The sequence below is a fragment of the Streptococcus mitis B6 genome (genome assembly GCF_000027165.1).
Lineage (GTDB): Bacteria > Bacillota > Bacilli > Lactobacillales > Streptococcaceae > Streptococcus > Streptococcus mitis_AR.
In genome coordinates this window covers 1554592-1580888 of the sequence record NC_013853.1, presented here as the reverse complement: position 1 = coordinate 1580888, position 26297 = coordinate 1554592, and the positions used below count along the sequence as shown (strand labels likewise).

At 40.6% G+C, this 26297-nt stretch carries 5 protein-coding genes; 3 read left to right on the top strand and 2 right to left on the bottom strand.

The features are described from left to right. Positions 1–44: 44 nt before the first annotated feature. Positions 45–7013, top strand: a complete 6969-nt coding sequence (locus tag SMI_RS07795; RefSeq protein ID WP_001032521.1) for a SpGH101 family endo-alpha-N-acetylgalactosaminidase — start codon at positions 45–47, stop codon at positions 7011–7013. A 156-nt stretch (positions 7014–7169) separates the two neighbouring features. After that, positions 7170–15482 (top strand): SIALI-17 repeat-containing surface protein, encoded by an 8313-nt coding sequence (locus tag SMI_RS07790; protein ID WP_000515824.1) that lies wholly within the window; start codon positions 7170–7172, stop codon positions 15480–15482. A gap of 453 nt (positions 15483–15935) precedes the next feature. Here the strand turns inward: SMI_RS07790 and SMI_RS07785 are convergent, their stop codons facing one another. After that, positions 15936–17138, bottom strand: a complete 1203-nt coding sequence (locus SMI_RS07785) for an IS110 family transposase (protein WP_012972561.1) — start codon at positions 17136–17138, stop codon at positions 15936–15938. A gap of 271 nt (positions 17139–17409) precedes the next feature. After that, positions 17410–18666 carry an ISL3 family transposase gene (locus tag SMI_RS07780; RefSeq protein ID WP_000436570.1) on the bottom strand — a complete coding sequence of 419 codons (1257 nt, stop codon included), beginning with the start codon at positions 18664–18666 and terminating at the stop codon, positions 17410–17412. A 358-nt stretch (positions 18667–19024) separates the two neighbouring features. Between SMI_RS07780 and SMI_RS07775 the strand changes: the two genes are divergently transcribed. After that, the gene (locus tag SMI_RS07775) at positions 19025–26188 is read left to right on the top strand and encodes an SIALI-17 repeat-containing surface protein (RefSeq protein WP_001042484.1); all 7164 of its coding nucleotides are present in this window, start codon (positions 19025–19027) and stop codon (positions 26186–26188) included. Positions 26189–26297 lie beyond the last annotated feature (109 nt).

Below are 26297 nucleotides of genomic sequence, written 5' to 3'. Positions count from 1 at the left end.
CAGATGTAAACGCTTACGTATATAGTGAAAGGATTTAGGACTTAATGAATAAAGGATTATTTGAAAAACGTTGCAAATATAGTATTCGGAAATTTTCACTAGGGGTTGCTTCTGTTATGATTGGTGCAGCTTTCTTTGGAACTAGCACTGTTCTCGCAGATTCTGCACAAACAGGTTCAACAGCGAATATGCCAGCAGATTTGGCAGCAGCTCTTGCCAATGCTAAAGAGGACGGTGGGCGCGACTTTGAAGCACCAAAACCTGGTGAAGACCAAGGTTCTCCTGAAGTAACTGAAGGACCAAAGACTGAAGAAGAATTGCTGGCAAAAGAAAAAGAAACTGCAACAAGCTCAGCAGTTTCAGATACTCTTCCTGAAGAACTACGTGGAAAACTTAATAAGGCTGAAGAAAATGGCCGCACTGCCTCAAAAGAAGAACTAGAAAAAGAAGATAAAAGTCTAGTCCCGGAAGATGTTGCTAAAACAAAAAATGGGGTATTAAACTACGGTGCGACTGTCGAAATTAAAAGTTCAGCAGGGCTTGGTAGTGGTATCGTTATCGGGGAAAATCTCGTTTTGTCAGTTTCTCATAACTTTATCAAAGATGTTCCAGATGGTAATAATCGTAAGGTAGCTGATAATGTTGAGAGTGATGGAGATGTCTATACAGTTTCTTACAAAGGGGCACCAGATGTCAAATTCAGTAAGAATGATGTGAAACACTGGGATCGTGAAGGATTCCTCAAAGGATATAAAAATGACCTGGCAATCGTTAAACTTCGTACACCTCTTGCCAATGCACCTGTTGAGGTGATTGACAAGCCTTCAACAATTAAGGTAGGAGATAAGGTCCATGTATTTGGATATCCAAAAGGAGAGCTCGATCCAATTCTAAATACAACCGTTGAGGACATTAATAATCACGGAGAAGGCGTTCGTGGAATTAGCTATCAAGGAAGTGAACCAGGTGCCAGTGGTGGCGGAATTTTCGATGAAAATGGGAAATTGATTGGTATTCACCAAAATGGTGTCTCTGGTAAACGTAGTGGAGGTATTCTCTTCTCACCTGCTCAGCTAGAGTGGATTCAAAACTACATCAAGGGTATTGAAACAACGAAACCAGCTGGTCTAGATGCTCTCGATAAACAAGTTGAGGACAAGGAAGAAAAACCAAAAGAGGATAAACCTCAAGAAGAAAAACCAGCAGACAATAAGCCGGCAGAAAACAAACCAGCAGACAATAAGCCGGCAGAAAACAAACCAGCAGACAATAAGCCGGCAGAAAACAAACCAGCAGAAAACAAACCAGCAGGCAATAAACCGACTGAATCAAAAGAAGTCACTCCAGAATGGAAAACGGTTGAAAATAAAGACCAACAGGGAACAGTAACGATTCGTGAAGAAAATGGAGTTCGTTACAACCAACTAGCTTCAACTGCTCAAAATGACAATGGTAAGAAACCAGCCTTATTTGCAAAAGATGGTTTGACAGTCGATGCTAATGGAAATGCCACAGTTGATTTGACCTTTAAAGAAGAATCTGAAACAGGAAAATCTCGCTTTGGTGTCTTCATGAAATTCAAAGACACTGATAACAACGTTTTTGTAGGATATGATCAAGGCGGATGGTTCTGGGAATACAAGTCAAATGGAAGTGGACTTTGGTACCAAGGTAATCGTGTTGCAGCTCCTGTTAATGGTTCAACTAACCACTTGACCATCAGTCTCAAATCAGATGGACAATTGAATGCAACTAACAATGATGTCAAACTCTTTGATACAGTGACCTTGCCATCTGCAGTAAATGACAAACTAAAAGATGAGAAGAAAATCGTTCTTAAAGCTGGAACTTATAATGGTAGCGAACGAACAATTGTCAATGTTAAAACTGACAACCAAGAAGGGGTTAAAACAGATCAAGAAACTGCTGAAAAAGAAAAGGGAAATACAGTGGATGATAGCAATGTCAAGTACGACATTATCGAATCTACAGTCTTAAAAGCAGTCATCGATCAAGCCTTCCCACGTATTAAAGAGTACGTCTTAAACGGCAACAAGCTTCCAGGTCAAGTGCAACCGATTAATCAAGTTGTGATTAACAAGCACGCTGTGACTCCTGAAGTGACCTATAAGAAAGTCAATGCAACGACTGCAGAGTATGACATGAAACTCCGTGATGAGAAAAATCTCATCAATGCAGATATGACTGTTCGTTTGCAAGTGGTGGACAACCAACTTCATTTTGATGTGACTAAGATTGTCAACCATAACCAAGTAACACCAGGACAAAAGATTGATGACGAACGTAAACTACTTTCTTCCATCAGCTTCCTAGGAAATGCCTTGGTATCTGTATCGAGCGATCAAGCAGGAGCTAAGTTTGATGGGGCAACCATGTCAAACAATACTCACGTCAGTGGTGATGACCATATTGAAGTAACCAATCCAATGAAAGATTTGGCAAAAGGCTACATGTATGGATTTGTTTCAACAGACAAGCTTGCAGCAGGTGTATGGAGTAACTCACAAAATAGCTATGGTGGTGGTGCTTACGATTGGACACGTTTGACAGCTTACAAGAATACGATTGGCAATGCCAACTATGTGGAAATTCATAGCTCTGAATGGCAATGGGAAAAAGCCCACAATGGAGTTGTCTTCCCAGCATACACTCAAGAACTTCCAAGTGCAAAAGTTGTCATCACTGAAGATGCCAATGCTGACCATAAGGTTGACTGGCAAGATGGTGCCATTGCTTACCGTAGTATCATGAACAACCCTCAAGGATGGGAAAAAGTTAAAGACATTACAGCTTACCGTATTGCTATGAACTTTGGTTCTCAAGCGCAAAACCCATTCCTTATGACCTTGGATGGTATCAAAAAGATCAACCTCAACACCGATGGTCTTGGTCAAGGTGTACTCCTTAAGGGATACGGAAGTGAAGGACATGATTCTGGTCACTTGAACTATGCGGACATCGGTAAACGTATCGGTGGTGTTGAAGACTTTAAGACTCTAATTGAGAAAGCTAAGAAATATGGTGCCCACCTTGGTATCCACGTCAACGCTTCAGAAACCTATCCAGAGTCTAAATACTTTAATGAAGATATTCTTCGTAAAAATGCAGATGGTAGCTATAGCTACGGTTGGAACTGGCTTGACCAAGGTATCAACATTGATGCTGGTTATGACCTTGCTCATGGGCGTCTAGCTCGTTGGGAAGAATTGAAGAAAGAGTTGGGTGAAGGTCTAGACTTCATCTATGTCGACGTATGGGGTAACGGTCAATCAGGTGACAATGGTGCCTGGGCAACTCACGTTCTTGCTAAAGAAATTAACAAACAAGGCTGGCGCTTTGCTATTGAGTGGGGACACGGTGGCGAATATGATTCTACCTTCCAACACTGGGCAGCTGACTTGACATACGGTGGCTATACAAATAAAGGTATTAACAGTGCCATCACTCGCTTTATCCGTAACCACCAAAAAGATTCTTGGGTTGGTGACTACAGAAGTTATGGTGGTGCAGCTGACTACCCACTTCTAGGCGGTTATAGCATGAAGGACTTTGAAGGATGGCAAGGACGTAGTGATTATAACGGTTATGTAACAAACTTGTTTGCTCATGATGTTATGACTAAGTACTTCCAACACTTTACAGTCAACAAATGGGAAGATGGCAAACCAGTAACCATGACTGACAATGGTAGTAGCTACAAATGGACTCCAGAAATGAAAGTTGAATTGGTCGATGCTGCAAATAACAAGGTTGTGGTAACTCGTAAATCAAACGATGTCAACAGTCCACAATATCGTGAACGTACAGTTACGCTCAATGGTCGTGTTATCCAAGATGGTTCAGCCTACTTGACACCTTGGAACTGGGATGCAAATGGTAATAAGCTTGAAAGTGACAAGGAAAAAATGTACTACTTCAATACTGAAGCAGGTGCAACAACTTGGACACTTCCTAGCGACTGGGCAAATGGTAAGGTTTACCTTTATAAACTAACTGACCAAGGTAAAACTGAGGAAAAAGAAGTTGCCGTGAAAGATGGTAAGATTACCCTTGATCTCACTGCAAATCAGCCATATGTGCTCTATCGTTCTAAACAAACCAATCCTGAAATGTCATGGAGTGAAGGTATGCATATCTATGACCAAGGATTTAACAGTGAATCTTTGGATCATTGGAAGATTTCGGGAGATGCTTCTAAGGCTGAAATCGTGAAGTCTCAAGGTGCAAACCAAATGCTCCGCATCCAAGGCAATAAAGAAAAAGTTAGTCTCACTCAAAAATTGACTGGCTTGAAGCCAAATACTAAATACGCAGTCTATGTCGGTGTAGACAACCGTAGTAATGCTAAAGCAAGTATTACTGTTAATACTGGTGAAAAAGAAGTAACCAACTACACCAACAAGTCACTCGCCCTCAACTATGTAAAAGCATACGCTCACAATACTCGTCGTGACAATGCAACTGTTAATGATACAAGTTACTTCCAAAACATGTATGCCTTCTTCACAACAGGTTCAGATGTATCAAATGTAACTTTGACCTTGAGTCGTGAAGCAGGAGATGAAGCAACTTACTTCGATGAAATTCGTACCTTCGAAAATGACTCTGCTATGTATGGTGATGGTCACGATACTGCAACAGGTGTCTTCAAACAAGATTTTGAAAATGTCGGCCAAGGTATCTTCCCATTTGTCATCGGTGGTATCGAAGGTGTTGAAGACAACCGTACTCACTTGTCTGAAAAACATGAACCATACACACAACGTGATTGGAACGGCAAGAAAATTGATGACGTTATCGATGGAAATTGGTCACTCAAGACAAATGGTCTTGTAAGTCGTCGTAATTTGGTTTACCAAACAATTCCACAAAACTTCCGCTTTGAAGCAGGCAAGACCTACCGTATTACATTTGACTACGAAGCTGGATCAGATAATACTTACGCTTTTGTAGTCGGTAAGGGAGAATTCCAATCTGGCCGTCGTGGTAGCCAAGCAAGCGATCTCGAAATGCATGAATTACCAAACTCATGGACAGATTCTAAAAAAGCGAAACGTGCAACCTTCCTTGTGACAGGTGCTGAAACTGGCGATACTTGGGTTGGTATCTACTCTACAGGCAATGCAAGTAATACTCGTGGAGATTCTGGTGGTAATGCCAACTTCCGGGGTTACAATGACTTCATCATGGATAGACTTCAAATCGAAGAAATTGTCTTGACTGGTAAGATGATGACAGAAAATGCTGTTAAGAACTATCTTCCAACTGTTGCTATGACCAACTACACCAAAGAAACAATGGATGCTTTGAAAGAAGCAGTCTTCAACCTCAGCCAAGCAGATGATGACATCAGTGTAGAAGAGGCTAAAGCAGAAATCACTAAGGTTAATGATCTTAAAAACGCTTTAGTGATGAAGAAAACAGCGCTTGTAGCAGATGACTTTACAAGTCTTACAGCTCCTGCTCAGGATGGAGAAGGTCTTGCAAATGCCTTTGATGGGAACTTGTCTAGCCTATGGCATACATCATGGAGTGGAGGAGATGTTGGTAAACCGGCTACAATGGTCTTGAAAGAACCAACTGAAATTACTAGCTTCCGTTATGTTCCGCGTGGTTCAGGTTCAAATGGTAACTTGCGAGATGTAACTCTTGTAGTAACGGATGAAACAGGTAAGGAACATACCTTCAATGCAACCAATTGGGCTGACAACAATAAGCCAAAAGATATCGACTTTGGTAAGACGATCAAAGCTAAGAAGATTGTCCTAACAGGAACAAGAACTTACGGAGATGGTGGAGATAGATATCAATCAGCTGCAGAATTGATCTTTGCTCGTCCTCAAGTTGCTGAAACTGGTCTTGATACTACAGCCTATGAAGCGGCCTTAGCTAAAGCTCAAAAATTAACTGATAAGAGCAATCAAGAGGAAGTAGCAAGTGTCGTTGCTAGCATGAAATTTGCAACAGATAATCATCTCTTGACAAATAGAATGCTTGCATACTTTGCAGATTATCTTGATCAATTGAAAGATCAAACACCTACCCCAACTCCAGATCCTAAACCAGCAACTCCAACATCAAGCAAGGGTGACGAAGCAGCGCCAGTTGTTGACCTTCCAGAATTCACAGGTGGTGTAAATGGTGACGAAGCCACTGTTCATGAAGTTCCAGAGTACAATGAAATTGAGGGAACAGCAGGAAATGAAGTGGCAATCCACGAAGTTCCAGAATTTACTGGAGGTGTAAATGCAGCTGAAGCCGCTGTCCATGAAGTACCAGAGTATACAGGTGCAATCGGAACAGCAGGTGACCAAGCCGCACCTACAGTAGACAAGCCAACAGAAGACGTTCGTATCTTATCAGATAAGACTACAGGAGTTGTAGTTGCAGGGCTTGCGAGAGATTTGGTTGCAGAACTCAACCTTAAAGTTCAAAAAGTAACAGACCAAAATCTAAAAGGTGTGAAATTTGATGCTTACGCTCTTCATCTAGTTGATAAAGATAAGCATGAAGTTCAACCGAAAGGTGTAGTACTTGTTCGCTTACCAGTATCTGGTGAAGTAGCTGGAGTATACTACACTGCATCAGGTGAGGCAGTAAGCTTTACAAATGGTCAAGGTACAGTTGAGTTTACAACTAGTCAGCTAGGACATTTTGCAGTAGTTTATAAACAAGTTACTAAACCACAAACACCATCAGTAGGAGAGCCTGGTCATAAACCACAAACTCCATTAACTGATGAACCTGGAGGTCAAGTACAGACTCCATTAACAGAGAAACTTGATCATAAACCACAGAATGCAGCAGAACAAAAACTTGATCAGAAGTCAGTTGATACTTCTAAACCAGAAATGAAGGAAAAAGTAGCTAAAGAAGAAGTGAAGGATAAACTTCCAGAAACTGGTACTAGCAAGTCAGAGCATCTCTTCTTCCTTGCCAGCCTCAGTCTAGCAATGTCTGCTCTATTTCTTGCAAAAAGAAAAGAAGATTAAAATTTAAAAAAAGTTTTCATTAAAAGAGAGCTTAGACTCCACATTCATTGTAGTGGAGAAAAAGGAAACCCAGAGAGGCCCCTCTAGGTCCTCTCTTTTTCTAAAGGAGAATGAGAACGCTTACTCTTATGAGCGTGTGAAAGGAAATAGGAAAAAATGGGAAAACATTTTTTTGAGAGACGGTGTCATTACAGTATACGTAAATTTACAATCGGCGCAGCTTCTGTTATGATTGGTGCCAGTATCTTTGGAGCTGGTATGGTTCAAGCAGCTGAAACAGAAGGAACTGCAGAAACAGAAGGAACAGTAACACAGGCTCAACCTCTGGATAAGCTGCCAGCAGATATAGCAGCAGCTATTGAAAAAGCAGAAGCAAGTGCTGGAACTGTAGATGGTCAACCTGCAGCGTCAGAAACTGAAGCAACTGCAACTGAAGGAACTACTCCAAAACCAACAGAAACTCCTGCTCCTAAGGAAGAAGCAACTCCAAAACCAGCAGAAACTCCCAAAGAAGAAGTAGCTCCAGCAGCTAAACCTGCTGAAAAGCCAGTGGCCAAAGATTTGGTCGAAACTCCAGATGTCAATCATTTAGAAAAAGCTACTGCGACAGCATCAAACCATGAAGCCAACACACAATACACAGCAGAAAAGGCAATTGACGGAAAACCTGACACTCGCTGGGCTACTGACCAAAACGTTGAGAAACCAACAATCGAATTTACACTTGAAAAGACAACAGTGATTAAGCATGTTGAGATTGATTGGGACCGCCGCGTTCGTGGTGAACAAAATGATCCAAATATCAAGTCATGGAATCTCTACTATGCTGGTCAAGATGATGTGAATGGTTCAGGAGCTAAAGAATGGAAGTTGGCCTATCAAAGAACAGGAAATCCTATTCTTGATGAAAAAATTGACTTGAAAGAAGCTATCCAAGCCAAATACCTTAAACTTGAAATTACAGATTATCAAGCAGGTACAATGAACTGGAAAAATGTTGGAATTCAAGAAATTCGTGCTTACTCAAACATTCCAGACGCTAGCAAACCAACAGATATTCGCCAAGTGACAGAATTAGCTGTTGCTGAAGACGGGAAATCACTTGTATTACCTAAATTACCAGGTCAAGTAAGCTTGATTGGTAGCAACAAACAGGGTGTTGTTGATCTTAATAACAAAATCTATAAACCCTTAACAGATCAAACTGTTAAGGTCATGGTCCAACAAGTCAAGGATACTCATACCTTCACAAAAGAATTTGAAGTCCTCATTAAAGGTTTGCATGCAGACGAAGGAGTTGGCACTAAACCGGCAGTTGCACCAGCAGTTCAACAATGGTATGGAACTGAAGGTAAAACTTCTATTACAGCTGATACCGTTATTTCAGTCGGAGATTCTGGATTTGGTCAAGAAGCTAAATTCTATCAGACTGACCTTGAAAGTCGTGGGTTAGAAATCGCTACAGGTGATCAAACAGCTCAAAAACGGATTGAATTTAAGAAGGTTGAAGACAAGGGTTATGGCAAGGAAGGCTATGGTATCACTGTAAAAGATGGTGTTATCACTGTAGAAGCTGCAACCAATGCAGGAGCCTTTTACGCAACTCGTACTCTTCTACAAATGGGCGAAAATGATTTGCAAAACGGAGAAATTCGTGACTTCCCAAGCTTTAGCCATCGTGGATTTATGCTAGACACAGGTCGTAAGTTTATCCCTTATGATACGCTTGTAGATATTATGCTCAATATGGCCTACTACAAGATGAACGACTTGCAGTTGCACTTGAATGATAACTATATCTTCTTAAAAGATCATTTAGCAGGGAAAAATCTTACTCCTCAAGAGGAACTGGATTATGTTCTTAAAAATGCCAAGACAGGTTTCCGTGTAGAGACTGATGTTGTCGGTGAAAATGGTGAAAAATTAACATCTGACGAGCATTACACTAAGGAAGAAATGCAAGAAATCATCAAGTTGGCAAAAGCTTTGCATATCAACCTTGTTCCTGAAATTGACACACCAGGTCACGCTCTTTCATTCGTTAAAGTTCGTCCAGACTTGATGTATAAAGGTCAGCTTAGTGCGAGAAAACATAATGTAGAGCGCGTGGCTATGCTAGACTTGGATAACAAGTACGAAGAAACTCTTGCTTTTGTTAAATCAGTCTATGATAAATTGCTCGATGGTGAAGACGCACCACTTCATGGCGTCTCTACTGTTCATATCGGTACAGATGAGTATTATGGAAATCCAGAAAGCTATCGTCGCTATGTCAACGATATGATCCAGTACATCAAAGGAAAAGGTTTAACACCACGTATTTGGGGTTCACTCTCTGCCAAACAAGGTACCACACCTGTTGATTGGAAAGATGTAGAAGTCGATATTTGGAGCATTGGATGGCAACGTCCAGCTGCCGCAATTGCTCAAGGTGCTAAGATTATCAATATCACAGATATTCCAACCTATAGTGTTCCAAGTGGTAGCAATAGTCAAGGTGCTTATGGAGATTATGCTAATTATGAAATTCAATACAACCGTTGGACACCAAATGACTTCTCAACAGGTGGCGGACCACGTCTAGAAGCTTCTAATCCAAATATCCTTGGTGGTGGTCATGCAGTTTGGAATGATAACATTGACCTCCATGAAACTGGACTCACTTCTTACGATATCTTTAAACGCTTCTTCAAGAGTATGCAATCAACTGCAGAGCGTACTTGGGGTTCAGACCGTGCAGCCAAGACCTATGCAGACCGTATTCAACCAGCAAGTATTTATGCACCTCAATCTAATCCAGATAAGACCGTAGCTGAAGAAGACTTGTTCAAGATCAATCCTGAGACTGTCAAAGATTATCTTGCTAAGAAAGTACAGAAGACTGAAGCAGGTTTGAACTTCGAAAAAGATAGCACTATCGAAGGCCTGGTTGGTGATGTTGGACCAAGTCATGTCTTGAAATTGGATGTGACTGTAACTGGTGATGGCCAACAAACCTTCTCAACAAGTGGAAATAACCAACTTTACCTTGCAGATAAGGATGGTTATCTTGCCTATACTTTTGAACAATTCCATATCCAATTCAACAAGAAACTTGAAAAGAACAAACGTTATCAAATTTCTGTTGTAACTAAACCACAAGTAACAGAAGTTTATGTGGACGGTGAAAAGGTTGAACGGATTGCAAATCCAGCTCATCCTCGCTTGGCCTACAATAGTTTGGTGCTTCCACTTGAAACAATCGGAGGCTTCAAAGGCATCTTACATAGTGCCGAGTTGTCAAATGAACCATTCGTAAATCCACGTTTGATTCCAAATGATCATTTTACAGTTTCTGCAACTAGTCAAGAGTTACCAGGTACCAATGCTGAAGGTCCAGTAGAAAAAGCCTTTGACAATGATCCAAATACCTTCTGGCATTCAAAATGGACTGGACATCAAGCACCATTTACAGTTGCAATGAACTTGAAAGCAAGTGAAACAGTCAATGGTTTGACCTATCTTCCACGTCCAGGTGGAGGCAACGGTGTTGTGACATCTTATGAAATCTATGCTCAAAAAGATGGTCAAATGGTTAAAGTTGCTTCAGGAACTTGGGAAAACAATGCCAAAGAGAAAACAGTTAACTTTGATGCCATTGAAACCGATAAGGTAGAATTTAAAGTTTTAGCAGGTGCTGCAGGATTTGGTAGTGCTGCAGAAATTCAACTTCTGAAACCAGTTTCTACTAACAAAGCAGAAGAACCAGTTAGTCCAGAAAAACCTGTAACTCCAGAGAAGCCTGTAACTCCAGAAAAACCTAAAGTTGAGGAAATGGGCGATGGGACAACTGAACTTGCTGATAGCTTTGTAGCTACGAAACCTACAAGCGACGAGGCAGTTGCCGCAGCAGCCCAAAGTCAAGATTATCTCAAGAAAGAGTACAAGGTCTTCCCAACACCACAAAAAGTAACTTATGATGAAGGTGTTACGAAACTCCATAAACAAGTCAATCTTGTCATGGGAGATCAATTAGATATCTATACTCGTAACCGCTTGAAGAGTGTCCTACAAGATCATCAAATCTCTTACACAAGCAGTCAAACAGCAGTGGCAGGTGCTACCAACATCTACCTTGGTGTTCATGGTCAAAATTCACAGGCTGAAAAAGAAGTGTCTGGCATTTCTCAAGGACTCTTTGATAAGATTGATGCTTACGCTTTGTCAATTAAGAACAATACAATCTCTATCGTCGGTAAGGATACAGATGCTGTCTTCTACGGTTTGACAACTCTCAAACACATGCTTAATGAAAGTGAAGCTCCAGTCTTGCGTAATGTAACAGTTGAAGACTTTGCTGAAATTAAGAACCGTGGCTTTATCGAAGGATACTATGGTAACCCTTGGAGCAATGCTGATCGTGCTGAATTGATGCGCTATGGTGGTGACTTGAAGTTGACGCAATACTTCTTTGCACCAAAAGACGATCCATACCACAACAAGAAATGGCGTGAACTTTATCCAGAAGAAAAATTAGCTGAAATTCGTGAATTGGCGCGTGTCGGAAACCAAAACAAGACTCGTTATGTTTGGACCATCCACCCATTCATGAACAACCGTATCCGTTTTGGCAACGATGCTGATTACCAAAAAGACCTTGAAACCATTAAGGCTAAATTCACTCAATTGATGGATGTCGGTGTTCGTGAGTTCGGTATTTTGGCCGATGATGCTCCAAGTCCAGTCGGTGGCTACAATAGCTACAACCGCTTGATGAAGGACATGACAGATTGGTTGACTGAAAAACAAGCAACTTATGTTGGCCTTCGTAAGGAAATGATCTTCGTTCCTGGTCAGTATTGGGGTAATGGTCGTGAAGATGAATTGAAATCTCTAAATGAAAATCTTCCAACTTCAACTTCTATGACCCTTACTGGTGGTAAGATTTGGGGTGAAGTATCAGAAAACTTCCTTTCAAATCTTAAGAACAATCTGACTGCAGGTGGCAAGACTTATCGTCCAGTGTCTCTATGGGTCAATTGGCCTGTTACAGATAACTCTAAACAACACTTGATCTTAGGTGGTGGTGAGAAGTTCCTTCATCCGAATGTAGATCCAAGTCTCCTTTCAGGTATCATGTTGAACCCAATGCAACAATCTGAACCTTCTAAGATTGCCCTCTTCTCTGCAGCTCAGTATGCATGGAAACAATGGAAGTCAGAAGAAGAAGCTAAGAAAGTCAACGATATCGCCTTTAACTTTGTTGAAAACGGTAAGTTTACAGACAGTGAAACATCTGTCGCCTTCCGTGAGCTTGGTAAACACATGATCAACCAAAATATGGATGGTCGTGTTGTGAAATTGGAAGAGTCTGTGGAACTTGCACCTAAATTAGCAGCCTTCATGTCTAAGTTGAAAGCTGGTCAAGATGTCAGTGCAGAACGTCAAGAATTGCGTGCAGAATTTGCTAAACTAAAAGCTGCAGCACAACTTTATAAAGCATCTGGTGATGAAAAGATGCGTGCTCAAATCCACTACTGGTTGGATAATACCATTGACCAAATGGACGCCTTGAGTGCACTTCTTGATGGTACAGAAGCTATTGCTACGAATGACTCTGCAAAACTTTGGGATAGCTATTACAAGGGCTTGAAACTTTACGAACAATCACAAACTCATACCTTCCATTATGTAGACCATGATGAGAGAGCTGAGTTGGGTGTTCAACATATCCGTCCATTCTTGCTTGGACTCCGTGAAATCCTTGCAACAGAAGTTCAAAAAGCCTTGCACCCTGACCAAGTCATTAGCACCTTTATCACTAACCGTACAGGTGTGGAAGGTGGACTTGCTGAAGTGACTGACGGAGATCTAGGAACACATGCCCTTATCAAATCACCAAACAGTATCCAAACTGGTGACTACATTGGCTTGAAATTTAACAAAGCTGTTCCAGTTCAAAACTTGACATTTGCAATGGGAACTCAAGCAAATCCTCGTGATACCTTTAACAATGCTAAGGTTGAGTATCTCAATGAAAATGATGAGTGGGTAACCCTTTCAGAACCAAGCTACACTGGTAATGAGCCTCTGCTTAAATTTGAAAATCTCAATATCAATGCAAAAGCAGTTCGCATGATTGCAACTTCAGATCGTGATAATACTTGGTTTGCAGTAAGAGAAATTGCTGTTAACCGCCCTGTTGAAGTTACTCGTGCTAAACAGGCAGCTACTGTGACGATCAGTCCAAATCTTATGTACAAGTACAACACAACAGTTGGTCAAATTACAGACGGACATGATAATACTGAAGCCATGCTTGCAAATGCTGATAGAACAGACACAACTCCAGTCAATGGTTGGGTACAACTTGACTTGGGTGAAGTCAAACCTGTGACCAAGGTTCGTCTGATTCAAGGATCAGGAGATAAATTGGCGGAAGGTGTTCTTGAATATTCTGCAGATGGTAGCTCATGGCAAGAGTTGGATCGCTTGACTGGTGAACAAACAAAAGAAATCGAAACTCCGATTTCAGCTCGCTACGTCCGTGTTCGCAATACTAAGAACATCAACCTATGGTGGCGTATCGCTGACTTCTCAGTTGAAACACGTGCAGGCAATAGCGAATTGACTGATACAAACGTTGAAAGCTTGAAGTCAACTCCAGTTTATGACAGCCTAGGCCGTTATGACCTTCAAATTCCAAGCGGAACTAAGCTTCCAGCTCATAGCTACTTGGGTATGAAACTTGATCGTCTGCACCAAGCTGAAAGCATTCAAGCAGTTGGTACAGAAAATCCATCCCTCAATTTGGAATACTCTCCAAATGCCCAAGAATGGTATCCAGCTAATCAAGTGACAGATAAGTCCTTGGTACGTTATGTTCGTCTGGTTAATAAGACTGATCAAGAACAAGCAGTGACAGCGACATCACTACTCGTTCAGACAAAAGAAGTTCAACCAACAACACTTGATTCTACATCAATGGGAATCCACCCAACATACGGTCGAAATGACGTTCGTAAGATCAAGAACTTGGATCAATTGTTTGATGGTGTTTACAATAACTTTGTAGAGTTTTCAGACTATGCTCGTAAAGACGGTCATATCACCTTGAAACTTGGTAGCGAACGTGATATTAAGAAGATTAGAGCTTACATCCAAGACGGCACTCAAAACTATCTCCGTGATGGTAAGATTCAAGTCAGTCAAGATGGCAAGACTTGGACAGATGTTGTGACAGTTGGTGACGGCCTTGCTAATGAAACACGTGATGATTCCTTGACAGATGGCTGGACACATGATTCTAAGATGCCAGGAAACCGCTACATCGAGGGTGAACTTGCAAGTCCAGTTAAAGCCAACTATCTCCGTGTTCTATTTACAGCAGACTATGATGCTCGTTTTGTAGGCTTCACTGAGTTGGTGATCAATGATGGCGAATTCGTAAAACCAATCAATGACCCAACTGTTCAAGGAAACAGCGGTGAAAGCCAAGGCAACCTTTACACGAACCTCGTAGATGGTAAAGTCTTGACAAGCTACAAGGCTGAGAAAGAACAAGGTGAGCTTGTTTACCACTTGTCAGAACCAACAGACGCTAACCATATTCGACTTGTCTCAAGTATTCCTCAAGGAGTGACTGCGCGTGTGCTTGCTCGTACTCTTAAAGAAGATAAAAAAGATACTTGGACAGATCTAGGGGCAATTACCTCAAGCTTCCAAACATTTGCAGTGAGAGAAAAAGCGCCATTGTTGGATGTCAAACTCGTTTGGGAAGGTGGCAAACCAGAGTTCTACGAAATGACAACCTTCCACCAAGAGCTTCCGGAAGAACCAGAGAAACCAGCTTTAACTACAAGTAAGGGGGATGAACCAGCACCAGTAGTAGAAGTTCCAGAATTTACTGATGGCGTAAATGGTGTCGAAGCAGCTGTTCATGAAGTTGCAGAGTACACTGAAGCTATTGGCACAGCAGGTGATGAAGCAGCACCAGTAGTAGAAGCACTAGAATTTAAAGGTGGTGTTAATGCAGTTGAGGCAGCTACCCATGAAGTTCCCGAGTATACTGAAGCTATTGAAAAAGCAGACAGGCTTCCAGCACCAGTAGTAGAAGTCCCAGACTTCAAGGGTGGCGTAAATGGCACTGAAGCAGCTGTCCATGAAGTATCAGAATATGAAGGAACAGCAAGTCATCAAGCCACTCCAACAGAGGAAAACTTGAAAGATTCTGTTGATAAAGTCGATGGAGATAAGATGAGCAGTGGCAATAGTGATGTTGAAACTACTGTTGAAAAGTCCGATGAATTTGCAAATGCATCAGTGAAAACAGATCAAGCACAAAAACAAGAACAACCACAAACATCAATTTCTAAAGTTAAAGATCAACTTCCAGCAACAGGTGGAGAAGAATCAGCTACTTTAGCCTTATTAGGTGGTCTTGGACTAGTTCTCTCTGCCGTGTTTGTCAAAAAAGGGAAAAAGGATTAATACTCTTCGAAAATCTTTTCAAACCGCGTCAATGTCGCCTTACCGTAGATATGTATTTCTGACTTTGTCAGTCTTATCTACAACCTCAAAACAGTGTTTTGAGCAACCTGCGGCTGGTTTCCTAGTTTGCTCTTTGATTTTTATTGAGTATAAGAATTCGAAAAAGAGTTATTCAATGATCCCGGATAAACATTAATGTCACAATAAAACCACACAGTGATTTCAGTATTGAGGATCATCAAGCTGAAAGCAACACTGTGTGGTTTTTGAGGCTCTTTTCTACCATTTGTCAAGTCAATCAATGCTTTAATTAAAAAAAGAGATAAGACAGTAGCTATTCTGAGGTTACTGTCTTATTTTTAACACTTTTTGATCTATAAAAGGGCATGCTAAAAAACACCTCATCTGGTATTTTTTAAAACAAGGTGTTACAATAATACAGCATAGACAGCCTTATCGATTTTGGGTCAAAGAATAATCGTAAAGTTTGTTATGCATAATGAGATAATACATTGTTCGAATGAGACGATGTATAGAGGCAATCGTATGTGGCTTAGTTGAAGCTATTGTCGATTGTCTTTTTCGTTTCTCATAAAAGTCAGCGATATGGCAGGGATTGGTATGACTAGCTGAAGCGATGTTGTGAATGCACTTGAACAAAATTTTTCTGGCATAGGGATTACCTCGCTTAGTGATGTGTTCCTTAGCGAGAAAGTTCCCAGATTCATAGTGTCTCAGATCAATGCCAATAAAAGCGTTGATTTGATTGGCAGAGTGAAATCGACGAATATCTCCCAATTCGCCAATGAGAGATGTCGCTGTGGTTTCTGCGATGCCAGGAATTGACCGTAAGATGTCATACTCTGGTAAAGGCTGAGCTAGAGCTACCATGTCGTTTAAGACAACTTGTCTGCGTTCAGAAAGGCGAAGCAATTCTTGAGCATAGTAACGAACCTCTTCAAGCATTGGAGAGGTTTTCTTGACCGCACAAAAAGATTGTTTAGCGAGTTTTATAAGTTTATCAGTCAGGTAAGCAATACGCTTTTCAGAGATGCGTTTGGAGGTAGATTGACGGATAATCTCATACAAGTCACTTTGAGATAGGCTTAATACGAACTCTTTACATGGAAAAGCCATCACTAAGTTCCAATATTGCTCTCCAGTTGGTGTGGATAAGAGATTTTCCAATTCAGGAAAGGTGACTTGTAGAACCTTGTGTAGACGGTTTTTAGTTCTAACAAGATCTTCAGTCATATTTTGATAGAAACGGCTTAAATCACGTAGGTGTTGATAAACTTCTTCCTGCACGTAAGTTGGTTTACGATTGTGCACAAGCTGAGATTTAGCCAACTTTTCAGCGTCAATTTTATCTGTTTTACGAACTCGCAGACTGTCCAATTGCTTCTTAGCTTCCAGTGGATTTAGCCGTGTATAAGCGTAACCACATTCCTCAAGAAAGGCCTGAAGACGTCGAGAATAGACGCCTGTGGCCTCAAATATAATCTCAGGGTTATGAACAGTTTTCAAGTCCCCTAACAGGCGATTGAATCCAATGGCATCATTGAGTATGGTGTAGCCGTGAACCTTCTCACCGTTGACTAAAATTGCCACCTCAGAACTTGTTTTACTTACATCAATTCCAAATACTGCACGCATGACATTACCTCTTTTGTCTTGAATAATTCCATGTTTTAGTGATTTTATTTTCAATACGCGACGTTTAGCGTCCCACATACTTTGATCAAACTCCACCTAAAACAAGGTGTCTTGCCAGTTTGTCAAGCGACGTCTAGCGCCATAGAGCCCTACGACTTTACAAGACACCACTACTTTAACATAAAGAAAAAGTAGTGAGTACTCTCTCCCGTCGGAGATTTCTTCACTACTAATCTTAGTATGTTTGTCAACTGTAGTGGGTTGAAGTCAGCTAAGATTGAGAAAGGACAAAATTTATCCTTCCTTTTTTGATGTTCAGAGCGATAAAAATCCGTTTTTTGAAGTTTTCAAAGTTCCGAAATCCAAAGGCCTTTCGTTTGATAAGTTTGATGAGATTATTAGTCGCTTCCAATTTGGCGTTGGAATAGGGTAGTTGAAGGGCGTTGACAATTTTCTCTTTGTCCTTTAGAAAGGTTTTAAAAACAGTCTGAAAAAGAGGATGAACTAGCTTCAGATTGTTCTCAATGAGTCCAAAGAATTTCTCAGACTCCTTGTTCTGAAAGTGAAAAAGCAAAAGTTGATAGAGATGGTAGTGGTGTTTCAAGTCTTCTGAATAGCTCAAAAGCTTGTCTAGAATTTCTTTATTCGTCAAGTGCATGCGAAAAGTAGGGCGATAAAAACGTCTATAGCTGAGTTTCTGACTATCTTGTTGGATGAGTTTCCAGTAGCGTTTGATAGCCTTATATTCATGGGATTTTCGATGAAACTGATTCATGATTTGGACACGCACACGACTCATAGCACGGCTAAGATGTTGGATAATATGGAAACGATCTAGAACGATTTTAGCACACGGAAAAAGCTGTTTAGCCAAGTCATAATAAGGACTAAACATATCCATAGTAATGATTTTCACCTGACAACGAACGGCTCTATCGTAGCGAAGGAAGTGATTCCGGATGATAGCTTGTGTTCTGCCCTCAAGAACAGTGATGATATTGAGCTTTTCAAAATCTTGTGCAATGAAACTCATCTTTCCCTTTGTAAAGGAGTACTCATCCCAAGATATAATCTCTGGAAGATGAGAAAAATCATACTTAAAACGGAAGTCATTGAGCTTGCGAATGACAGTTGAAGTTGAAATGCCAAGCTGATGAGCAATATCGGTCATAGAAGTTTTTTCAATCAGCTTCTGAGCAATTTTTAGGTTGATGATACGAGGGATTTGATGATTTTTCTTTACTAGAGGAGTCTCAGCAACCATCATTTTTGAGCACTGATAGCACTTAAAACGGCGTTTTTTAAGGAGAATTCTAGTAGGCATACCAGTTGTTTCGAGGTAAGGGATCTTAGACGGTTTTTGAAAGTCATATTTCTTCATTTGGCTTCCGCAATCAGGACAAGGTGGGGCCTCACAATCTAGTTTAGCAATGATTTCTTTGTGGGTATCCATATTAACAACATCCATAATTTGGATATTAGGGTCTTTAATGTCTAGTAGTTTTGTGATAAAATGTAATTGTTCCATATGAATCTTTCTAATGAGTTGTTTGGTCACTTTTCATTATAGATCTTATGGGACTTTTTTTCTACAACAAAATAGGCTCCATAATATCTATAGGGGATTTACCCACTACAAATATTATAGAGCCATAGTTTCGGACTAGATTCTTTACCAATTGTTAAGGTTCTCGTTATAGGATACTTACTCCCTCTTTTTTGTTATATTAAAATCACAAAAAAGATTGCAATTTTTTGTTCATTTTGATATATTCAATATATACAAAAAAAACAAACTTGATGCTTAGTTGTGTATTCTGAAGGAGGTTATTTTTTCTAAAAAGTAAACGCTTACTTAGCGTCAAGAAAAAGAAATGAGGATTTTAATGAACAAAAGACTTTTCGACAAACGTTGTCATTATAGCATTCGTAAATTTGCTATAGGTGTGGCATCTGTGATGATTGGGGCTAGTATATTTGGTATTTCAGCTGTACAAGCTGAGGAGGCGGCTTCATCCAATACTCAAACAGAAGAAACAACGGTTCATCAAGCCCAACCTTTAGATAAGCTTCCTGATGATGTGGCAGCTGCTATCGCAAAGGCTGATGAGAATGGTGGACGTGAGTTTGTAAAGCCAAAATCTGAATTGGCAGAAGATAAAGTGACTAAGGATACAGAAACTACTAGACCTGCTAACGATGGTAGTCATGAATTGGCTAGTCCTAAAGTGGAAACTCCAAATAAAGTAGAAGAAGGAAACAAAGCTGAGGACAAACAGAAATCTGAAGAGGCAAATCCAAAGCCTGTTGAATCTGCAGTAACAGCTGGAACAGAAGTAAGAGATGATGCTAAAAAAACTTCAGAAAAGGATCAGGTAAAACAGACTACAGATATCAAATCTTCTTCTGAAAAAACGCAAGCGCTTTCTAAAGAGTCAAGTAAAGCGGATGTTGAAAAAGAGAAGCAGCTATTATCAGATCGAAAACAAGACTTCAATAAAGATTGGTACTTTAAACTAAACGCCCAAGGAGATTTTTCAAAAAAAGATGTGGATGTTCATGATTGGTCTAAATTGAATCTTCCACACGATTGGAGTATTTATTTTGACTTCGATCACAAGTCTCCTGCTCGTAACGAAGGTGGACAGTTAAATGGTGGAACAGCTTGGTATCGTAAGATTTTTACACTGAATGAAGCAGACAAAAACAAAGATGTTCGTATCAATTTTGATGGTGTTTACATGGATTCTAAGGTTTATGTAAATGGTAAATTTGTAGGACATTATCCAAGTGGTTACAATCATTTTTCTTATGATATTACAGAATTTTTGAACAAGGATGGCAGTGAAAATTCCATTACTGTTCAAGTGACCAATAAGCAACCAAGTAGTCGTTGGTATTCTGGTAGTGGGATTTATCGTGATGTAACCCTTAGTTATCGTGATAAAGTCCATGTTGCGGAAAATGGGAACCACATTACAACACCAAAATTAGCTGAACAAAAAAATAGCAACGTTGAAACACAAGTTCAAAGTAAGATTAAAAATACAGATAAAACAGCTGCTAATGTCTTTGTGGAGCAACAGATTTTCACTAAGGAGGGTAAAGCTGTTTCAGAACTAGTTCGTTCTGCAACTAAGAGTTTGGCAGAAAATGAAACAGCACAATTTAATCAGAATATCTTTGTTAATCAGCCAACTCTTTGGACAACGAAAAGTTACCATCCTCAACTTTATGTTCTAAAAACAAAAGTCTATAAAGAAGGCCAGTTAGTTGATGTAACAGAAGATACATTTGGTTACCGTTATTTCAACTGGACAGCTAAGGAAGGATTTTCTCTCAATGGTGAGAGAATGAAATTCCATGGGGTAAGTATTCACCATGACAATGGAGCCTTGGGTGCAGAAGAGAACTATAAGGCTACTTATCGTAAATTAAAACTTCTGAAAGATATGGGAGTGAACTCCATTCGTACCACTCACAACCCGGCGAGCCCTCAGTTGCTAGATGCTGCGGCGAGTCTAGGACTTTTGGTTCAAGAGGAGGCTTTTGACACTTGGTATGGTGGCAAGAAGACTTATGACTATGGACGGTTCTTTGATCAAGATGCAACTCATCCTGAAGCTAAGAAGGGTGAGAAGTGGTCTGATTTTGATCTTAGAACAATGGTAGAACGTGATAAGAACAATCCGTCTATTGTGATGTGGTCTCTTGGAAATGAGGTAGAGGAGGCAAATGGTAGTCCTCATTCTATTGAAACTGCTAAACGTTTGAAGGCTGTTATCAAAGCGATTGATACTGAGCGTTACGTAACCATGGGTGAAAATAAATTTAGTCGTGCATCTACAGGTGATTTCTTGAAAGTTGCAGAAATTATGGATGCTGTGGGTATGAACTATGGAGAACGCAATTATGATGCTGTTCGTAGAGCTCATCCAGATTGGCTCATTTATGGTTCTGAAACGTCTTCAGCGACAAGAACGCGTGATTCTTATTACAATCCTGCTCGAATTCTTGGACATGATAACAGTCCAAATCGTCATTATGAACAATCTGATTATGGTAATGACCGTGTTGGATGGGGAAGAACAGCTACTGAGTCATGGACTTTTGACCGTGATCATGCTGGCTATGCTGGACAATTTATCTGGACAGGAATTGACTATATCGGTGAACCAACTCCATGGCATAACCAAGATAATACACCCGTAAAAAGTTCTTACTTTGGTATCATCGATACGGCTGGTTTACCCAAGAATGATTTTTACCTTTACCGTAGTGAATGGTATAGTGCTAAAGAAAAACCAACTGTCCGAATTTTACCACATTGGAACTGGACTGATGAGACACTTAGGGATCGTAAGATGCTGGTTGATGGAAAGGTTCCGGTTCGTACCTTCTCAAATGCAGCAAATGTCGAATTGTTCTTAAATGGAGAGTCACTTGGTAAAAAGGAATTTACTAAGAAGAGAACCGAAGATGGACGTCCTTATCATGAGGGAGCTAAACCAAGTGAATTGTATCTTGAGTGGCTCGTTAAATACCAACCAGGCACACTGACTGCGATTGCTCGAGATGAAAATGGCAACGAAATTGCGCGTGATAGTGTGACAACTGCTGGGGAGCCAGCAAGAGTTCGTCTGACTAAAGAAGAGCATGTTATCACAGCAGATGGTAAAGATTTATCTTACATCCATTACGAAATTGTTGATGGCGAAGGGAATGTTGTTCCGACAGCGAATAATCTTGTTCATTTCAATCTCCATGGTCAGGGACAAATCGTTGGTGTAGATAATGGGGAACAAGCTAGTCGTGAGCGCTACAAAGCTCAAGCAGATGGAACATGGCAGAGACGTGCCTTCAATGGTAAAGGGGTTGTCATTGTAAAATCAACAGAAAAAGAAGGTAAATTTACTCTTTATGCAGATTCTGCTGGTTTAACATCTGATAGTGCAACAGTTGCAACCGTGTCTGGTAAGAAAGAAAACCGTCACTTTATAGCCTATGCTCCTGTGAAGGCCACAACTGATGTGAGTACCACTCCTGAATTACCACGAACAGTAACAGCTATTTATAGTGATGGTAGTGTTGAAGAAAAAGATGTGACTTGGAAAGTGCCATCTGACTTGCTTACAAGTGCAGGTGAGAAAAAAGTATTTGGTAATGTAGAAGGTCTCGAAGCTAAGGCTGAAGCCCTTGTCAAGGTAGTTGCACTTGATAAGTGGTTGCCTAAGGTAGCGACAGTTCCAGTTGGTACAACGGCAGCTGATTTGGATAAAACGGTTACTGCTGTTTTGTCAGATGGTAGCTTGATTGATACAGATGTTGTGTCTTGGACCTTGAAAGATCCTGCTGCTTTGAACAAGGAAGGTGGACGTACGGAGGCTACTGGTAAATTGGTAGATGACGACCGTGAAGTGACTGCAACCTTTATTGCAAGCAGTAAGGAAACAACAAGTAGCATTACAGGACTTACTGTAGGGGATAAAACTCTTGAGAACTTCGAGTCTGGTAAGACTTATTACCGTGTATCCCTTCCTTACACTGCAACCATTCCAAGTGTTGGAGCTCAGACTACCGGATATCAAGTAACTGTTCAGCAAGCTTCTGCTGATAATGGCTATCAGGCTTCTGTCTTCTTGAGTGACCAAAAGGGTGACTTGGTTCAAACTTACTTGATTCAATTCGTGAAGGAAGCACCTGCTTTGACTCGTTTGGAAGTAAGCGTTGAAGGAAAAGAGAAAGCAACAGAAGATCAAGTTCTCCCTTATCATGTGATTGGGCATTATGAGGATGGTTCACAGACGGAATTTGCAGCGTCAGATGTCCACTTGGAAGCCAAGTCAGCTGATGGTGGTCATCTTGAAGTAAATGGACAGAACTTGTTGCTCTATACTAAGGGTCGTGTTACTCTAACTCCTCGTATTGACAATCAAACAGAAAAAACGAAATCTGTCGCAACTGAATTGGTGATTAAAGAAAATAAAGTAGAGAAGAAAATTGTAAAACTTCATCCAGTTTCTATCTCTACCGATATCAATCAGCAACCTAATTTACCTAGTCAAGTTGGAGCAGAATTTGATAAAGGCTTGCCTCGTAAGGTAGCTGTAACTTGGGACAAAGTAGCTGAAAAAGAATTGGGGCACTATCATAGCTTTACCCTTAAAGGACATGTAGAAGGTACAGATATTGAGGCTCAAGCAACTGTGACGGTTGAAGGCTTGCAAGTTGCAGAGGAAATCAGCCTTACTCTTCCTAAGGGTGAGACAGTTCAATTGCCAGCTAGTGTACGTGCTTACCATTCTAATGGAACCACTATCTACAAAGATGTGGTTTGGGATCAGGTACCAGCTAACTTTAGTCAAACTGAAGGGGTGTATGAAATCAATGGTCATTTAGTTGGTAGCAATCTGACCACCAAGGCTCATGTCCGTGTTTCTAGTCAAGTGGTTGCTGGAAATAATATCTCTAAACAATGGACAGGTTCACAATTGCCAGCAGCTATTGTATCCAATACAGGAGGGGATGATTCAGCTAATGCTTTGAACGACCTGACTGTGTCAAGAACGCCTACAGATGCTAAAAATAGATGGACTACTTGGAGAACAAATACTGATAATGACTGGGCATCAATCTTGTTTGGAAACTCTGGTGATTTGACCAAGCGCTTTGTTGATAATCTTTCAGTTGATTTCTATACTGATGGAGCGATTGGTCTTCCAAAAGAATATGTTATTGAATACTATGTCGGTCAAGAAGTTCCAGATCTTCCGAATGATGTCAATAATGCTCAACGTGATAGCAACCATCCATTTAATAATGCAGCTAACTGGAAAGAGGTGGAACACCTCAAAGCTCCTGGACAATTATCTGCAGGTAAAACCAACCACTTTACATTTGATAAGGTAGAAACCTATGCTGTTCGTATGCGCATGAAGAAAGCAGATGGAACTGCTGGTATTGGTTTGACAGAGCTAACTGTCCTTGGAAATAAGGTAGTGAGCTCTACAAGTTCAGAGATTTCTATCAAGGTAGATGGAAAGGATCTTGAACACTTCAATCCATCGAAGACAGATTATTATATTCCTCAATCTAGCAAAGAAATCACTGCAACAGCAAGCAACAATGGCTTGGTGACAGTTGTTCCTGCAACAAGTGAAAAAGGTGCGACACGTCTTATCTTGAAAGCTGAGGATGGAACTGTTCTGAAAGAATATCGTATCTTCCGTGATGACGAAAAAGAGTCAACACAACCAGCAGCTGCAGAAAATAGTGCCAAGACACTGAATGTTGGTGATCAACTTCAATTGCCTGCTGAAGTGACAGTCTATTATCCTTCACAAGCTGGCTGGGTTAAGGCTAACCTTGCAGTTCAATGGGATGCCATTCCTGAACATGCGACAGAACAGGAGGGAAGTTTTGAAGTAACTGGTCATGTCATTGGTACAAATCTAACAACTAAAATACAGGTGACAGTTGTAGCTAAAGGTAACCAAGTTCTGTCAGAAAATCCAAGCAACAATGAAATGGATTCTAAAGCCTTTGCCTCGGCAACGAACGATACACAAGCAGCTTCACATGATAGAATTTTCTATATCAATGATGGAAAATACAATGAAGACGGACGTTGGACAAACTGGTCTCGTACTCCGAAAAATCAAGAAACTTCTGTCGGACTAGTCTTTAAGAAGGATGGAAAAATTGCCTCTCAATCCATTGGAAAAGTGGCTATTCAGTTCTTTAAAGATAGTGGAACAGATGCTCCAGAGAAAATGGTTCTAGAAAGATATATTGGTCCTGCCTTTACAGAACCAAGTACGATTTCTCGTTATGAAGAAAATGCTGACCATCCATTCAACAAGGCAGAAAATTGGGCATCAATCCCTTATAAAGCTTCTGGAGAATTAGTAGCTGGTAAACCAATAGAGTTTAACTTTGAACCGGTTCAAACGACAGCTATTCGTGCCCGCATGACTCGTAAGGCTACTACTAATGGTTTGGCAGTTGTAGAATTTACAGCCTACTCTGCAGGCAAGGGAGCAGAAGTGGAAACACCATCAGCGACGATTTCGATCGATGGAAAAGCATTGGAAAATTTTGATCCAAATGTGACAGATTATACACTAACAGCAATAAGTTCCCAACCAAAAGTCACTGCGACAACTAGTGGACATGGAGTAGTCACAGTTGTGAATCCTGGAAATACTAATCTTCCAACACTCGTTCGTCTTGTTTCCAAAGATGGAAATCTTGTGAAAGAGTATCGTTTACACTTTAAGACAGCCTTCCAAACAACTCCGACAGAAGGAGTTAAGAACTTAATAGCAGAAACTCCAAGCTTAGAAATTGAAAAGACTCCGCTTCCATTTAAAGAAGTTATTCGTGAAAATCCTGAACTTGCTCAAGGTCAACGTCGTGTAGTTTCTGAAGGACAAGCTGGAGAAAAAGTTGACTATATTCAAGTATCAGGAGCTACTAGAACTCTTGTTCATACTGAACAAAGAAAGGCTCAAGATCGCATTATTGAGGTAGGAGTAAAACCATCTATTTCAAATAGCAAGGGCGAGGAGCCTGCGCCAGTCAACGAAGTTCCAGAGTTCAAAGGAGGGGTCAACTTTGTAGAAGCATCGGTTAATGAAGTCCCTGAATTTAAGGGAGGAGCTAACTTTGTTGAAGGAGCAGTTAACGACATTTCAGAATACAAAGGGCAACAATCAACTGTAGGTAATCAGGTAGCACCAGTCGATGAGAAGCCTGACTTTAAAGACGGGGTAAATCCAGGAGTGCCTCAAGATAGTAAACTTCCAGAGGATAAAGCTGCTCCAGAAACAGTGGGAAATCAGGAAGTACCAGTTCGGGCGAAAACAGAGCATCCAGTACAGAACATAGCTAATAACCAGACTGCAGAAAGAAAGGCTTCAGCAGTCAAGGGAGATCAAAATAGCTTACCAGAAACTGGTGAGAGAGAATCTGATACAGCCATCTTCTTAGCAGGTGTTAGCTTGGCCTTGTCAGCAGCACTATTGGCGACAAAACGTAAAGAAGATTAGACTTTATCTCTAAAGCATTCTGATTTTTATAAATTGATCGAGGATTAAAAATTGAATCGGTGAATGAGCAGAGCTACTATGATATAGAACCTCAATTTGAGGAGAAATA

Excerpts from the sequence above, each read along its gene's own strand:
- SMI_RS07775 (WP_001042484.1), top strand. The coding sequence starts at position 19,025 with ATGAACAAAAGACTTTTCGACAAACGTTGTCATTATAGCATTCGTAAA.
- SMI_RS07795 (WP_001032521.1), top strand. The coding sequence starts at position 45 with ATGAATAAAGGATTATTTGAAAAACGTTGCAAATATAGTATTCGGAAA.
- SMI_RS07790 (WP_000515824.1), top strand. The coding sequence starts at position 7,170 with ATGGGAAAACATTTTTTTGAGAGACGGTGTCATTACAGTATACGTAAA.
- SMI_RS07785 (WP_012972561.1), bottom strand. The coding sequence starts at position 17,138 with ATGCGTGCAGTATTTGGAATTGATGTAAGTAAAACAAGTTCTGAGGTG.
- SMI_RS07780 (WP_000436570.1), bottom strand. The coding sequence starts at position 18,666 with ATGGAACAATTACATTTTATCACAAAACTACTAGACATTAAAGACCCT.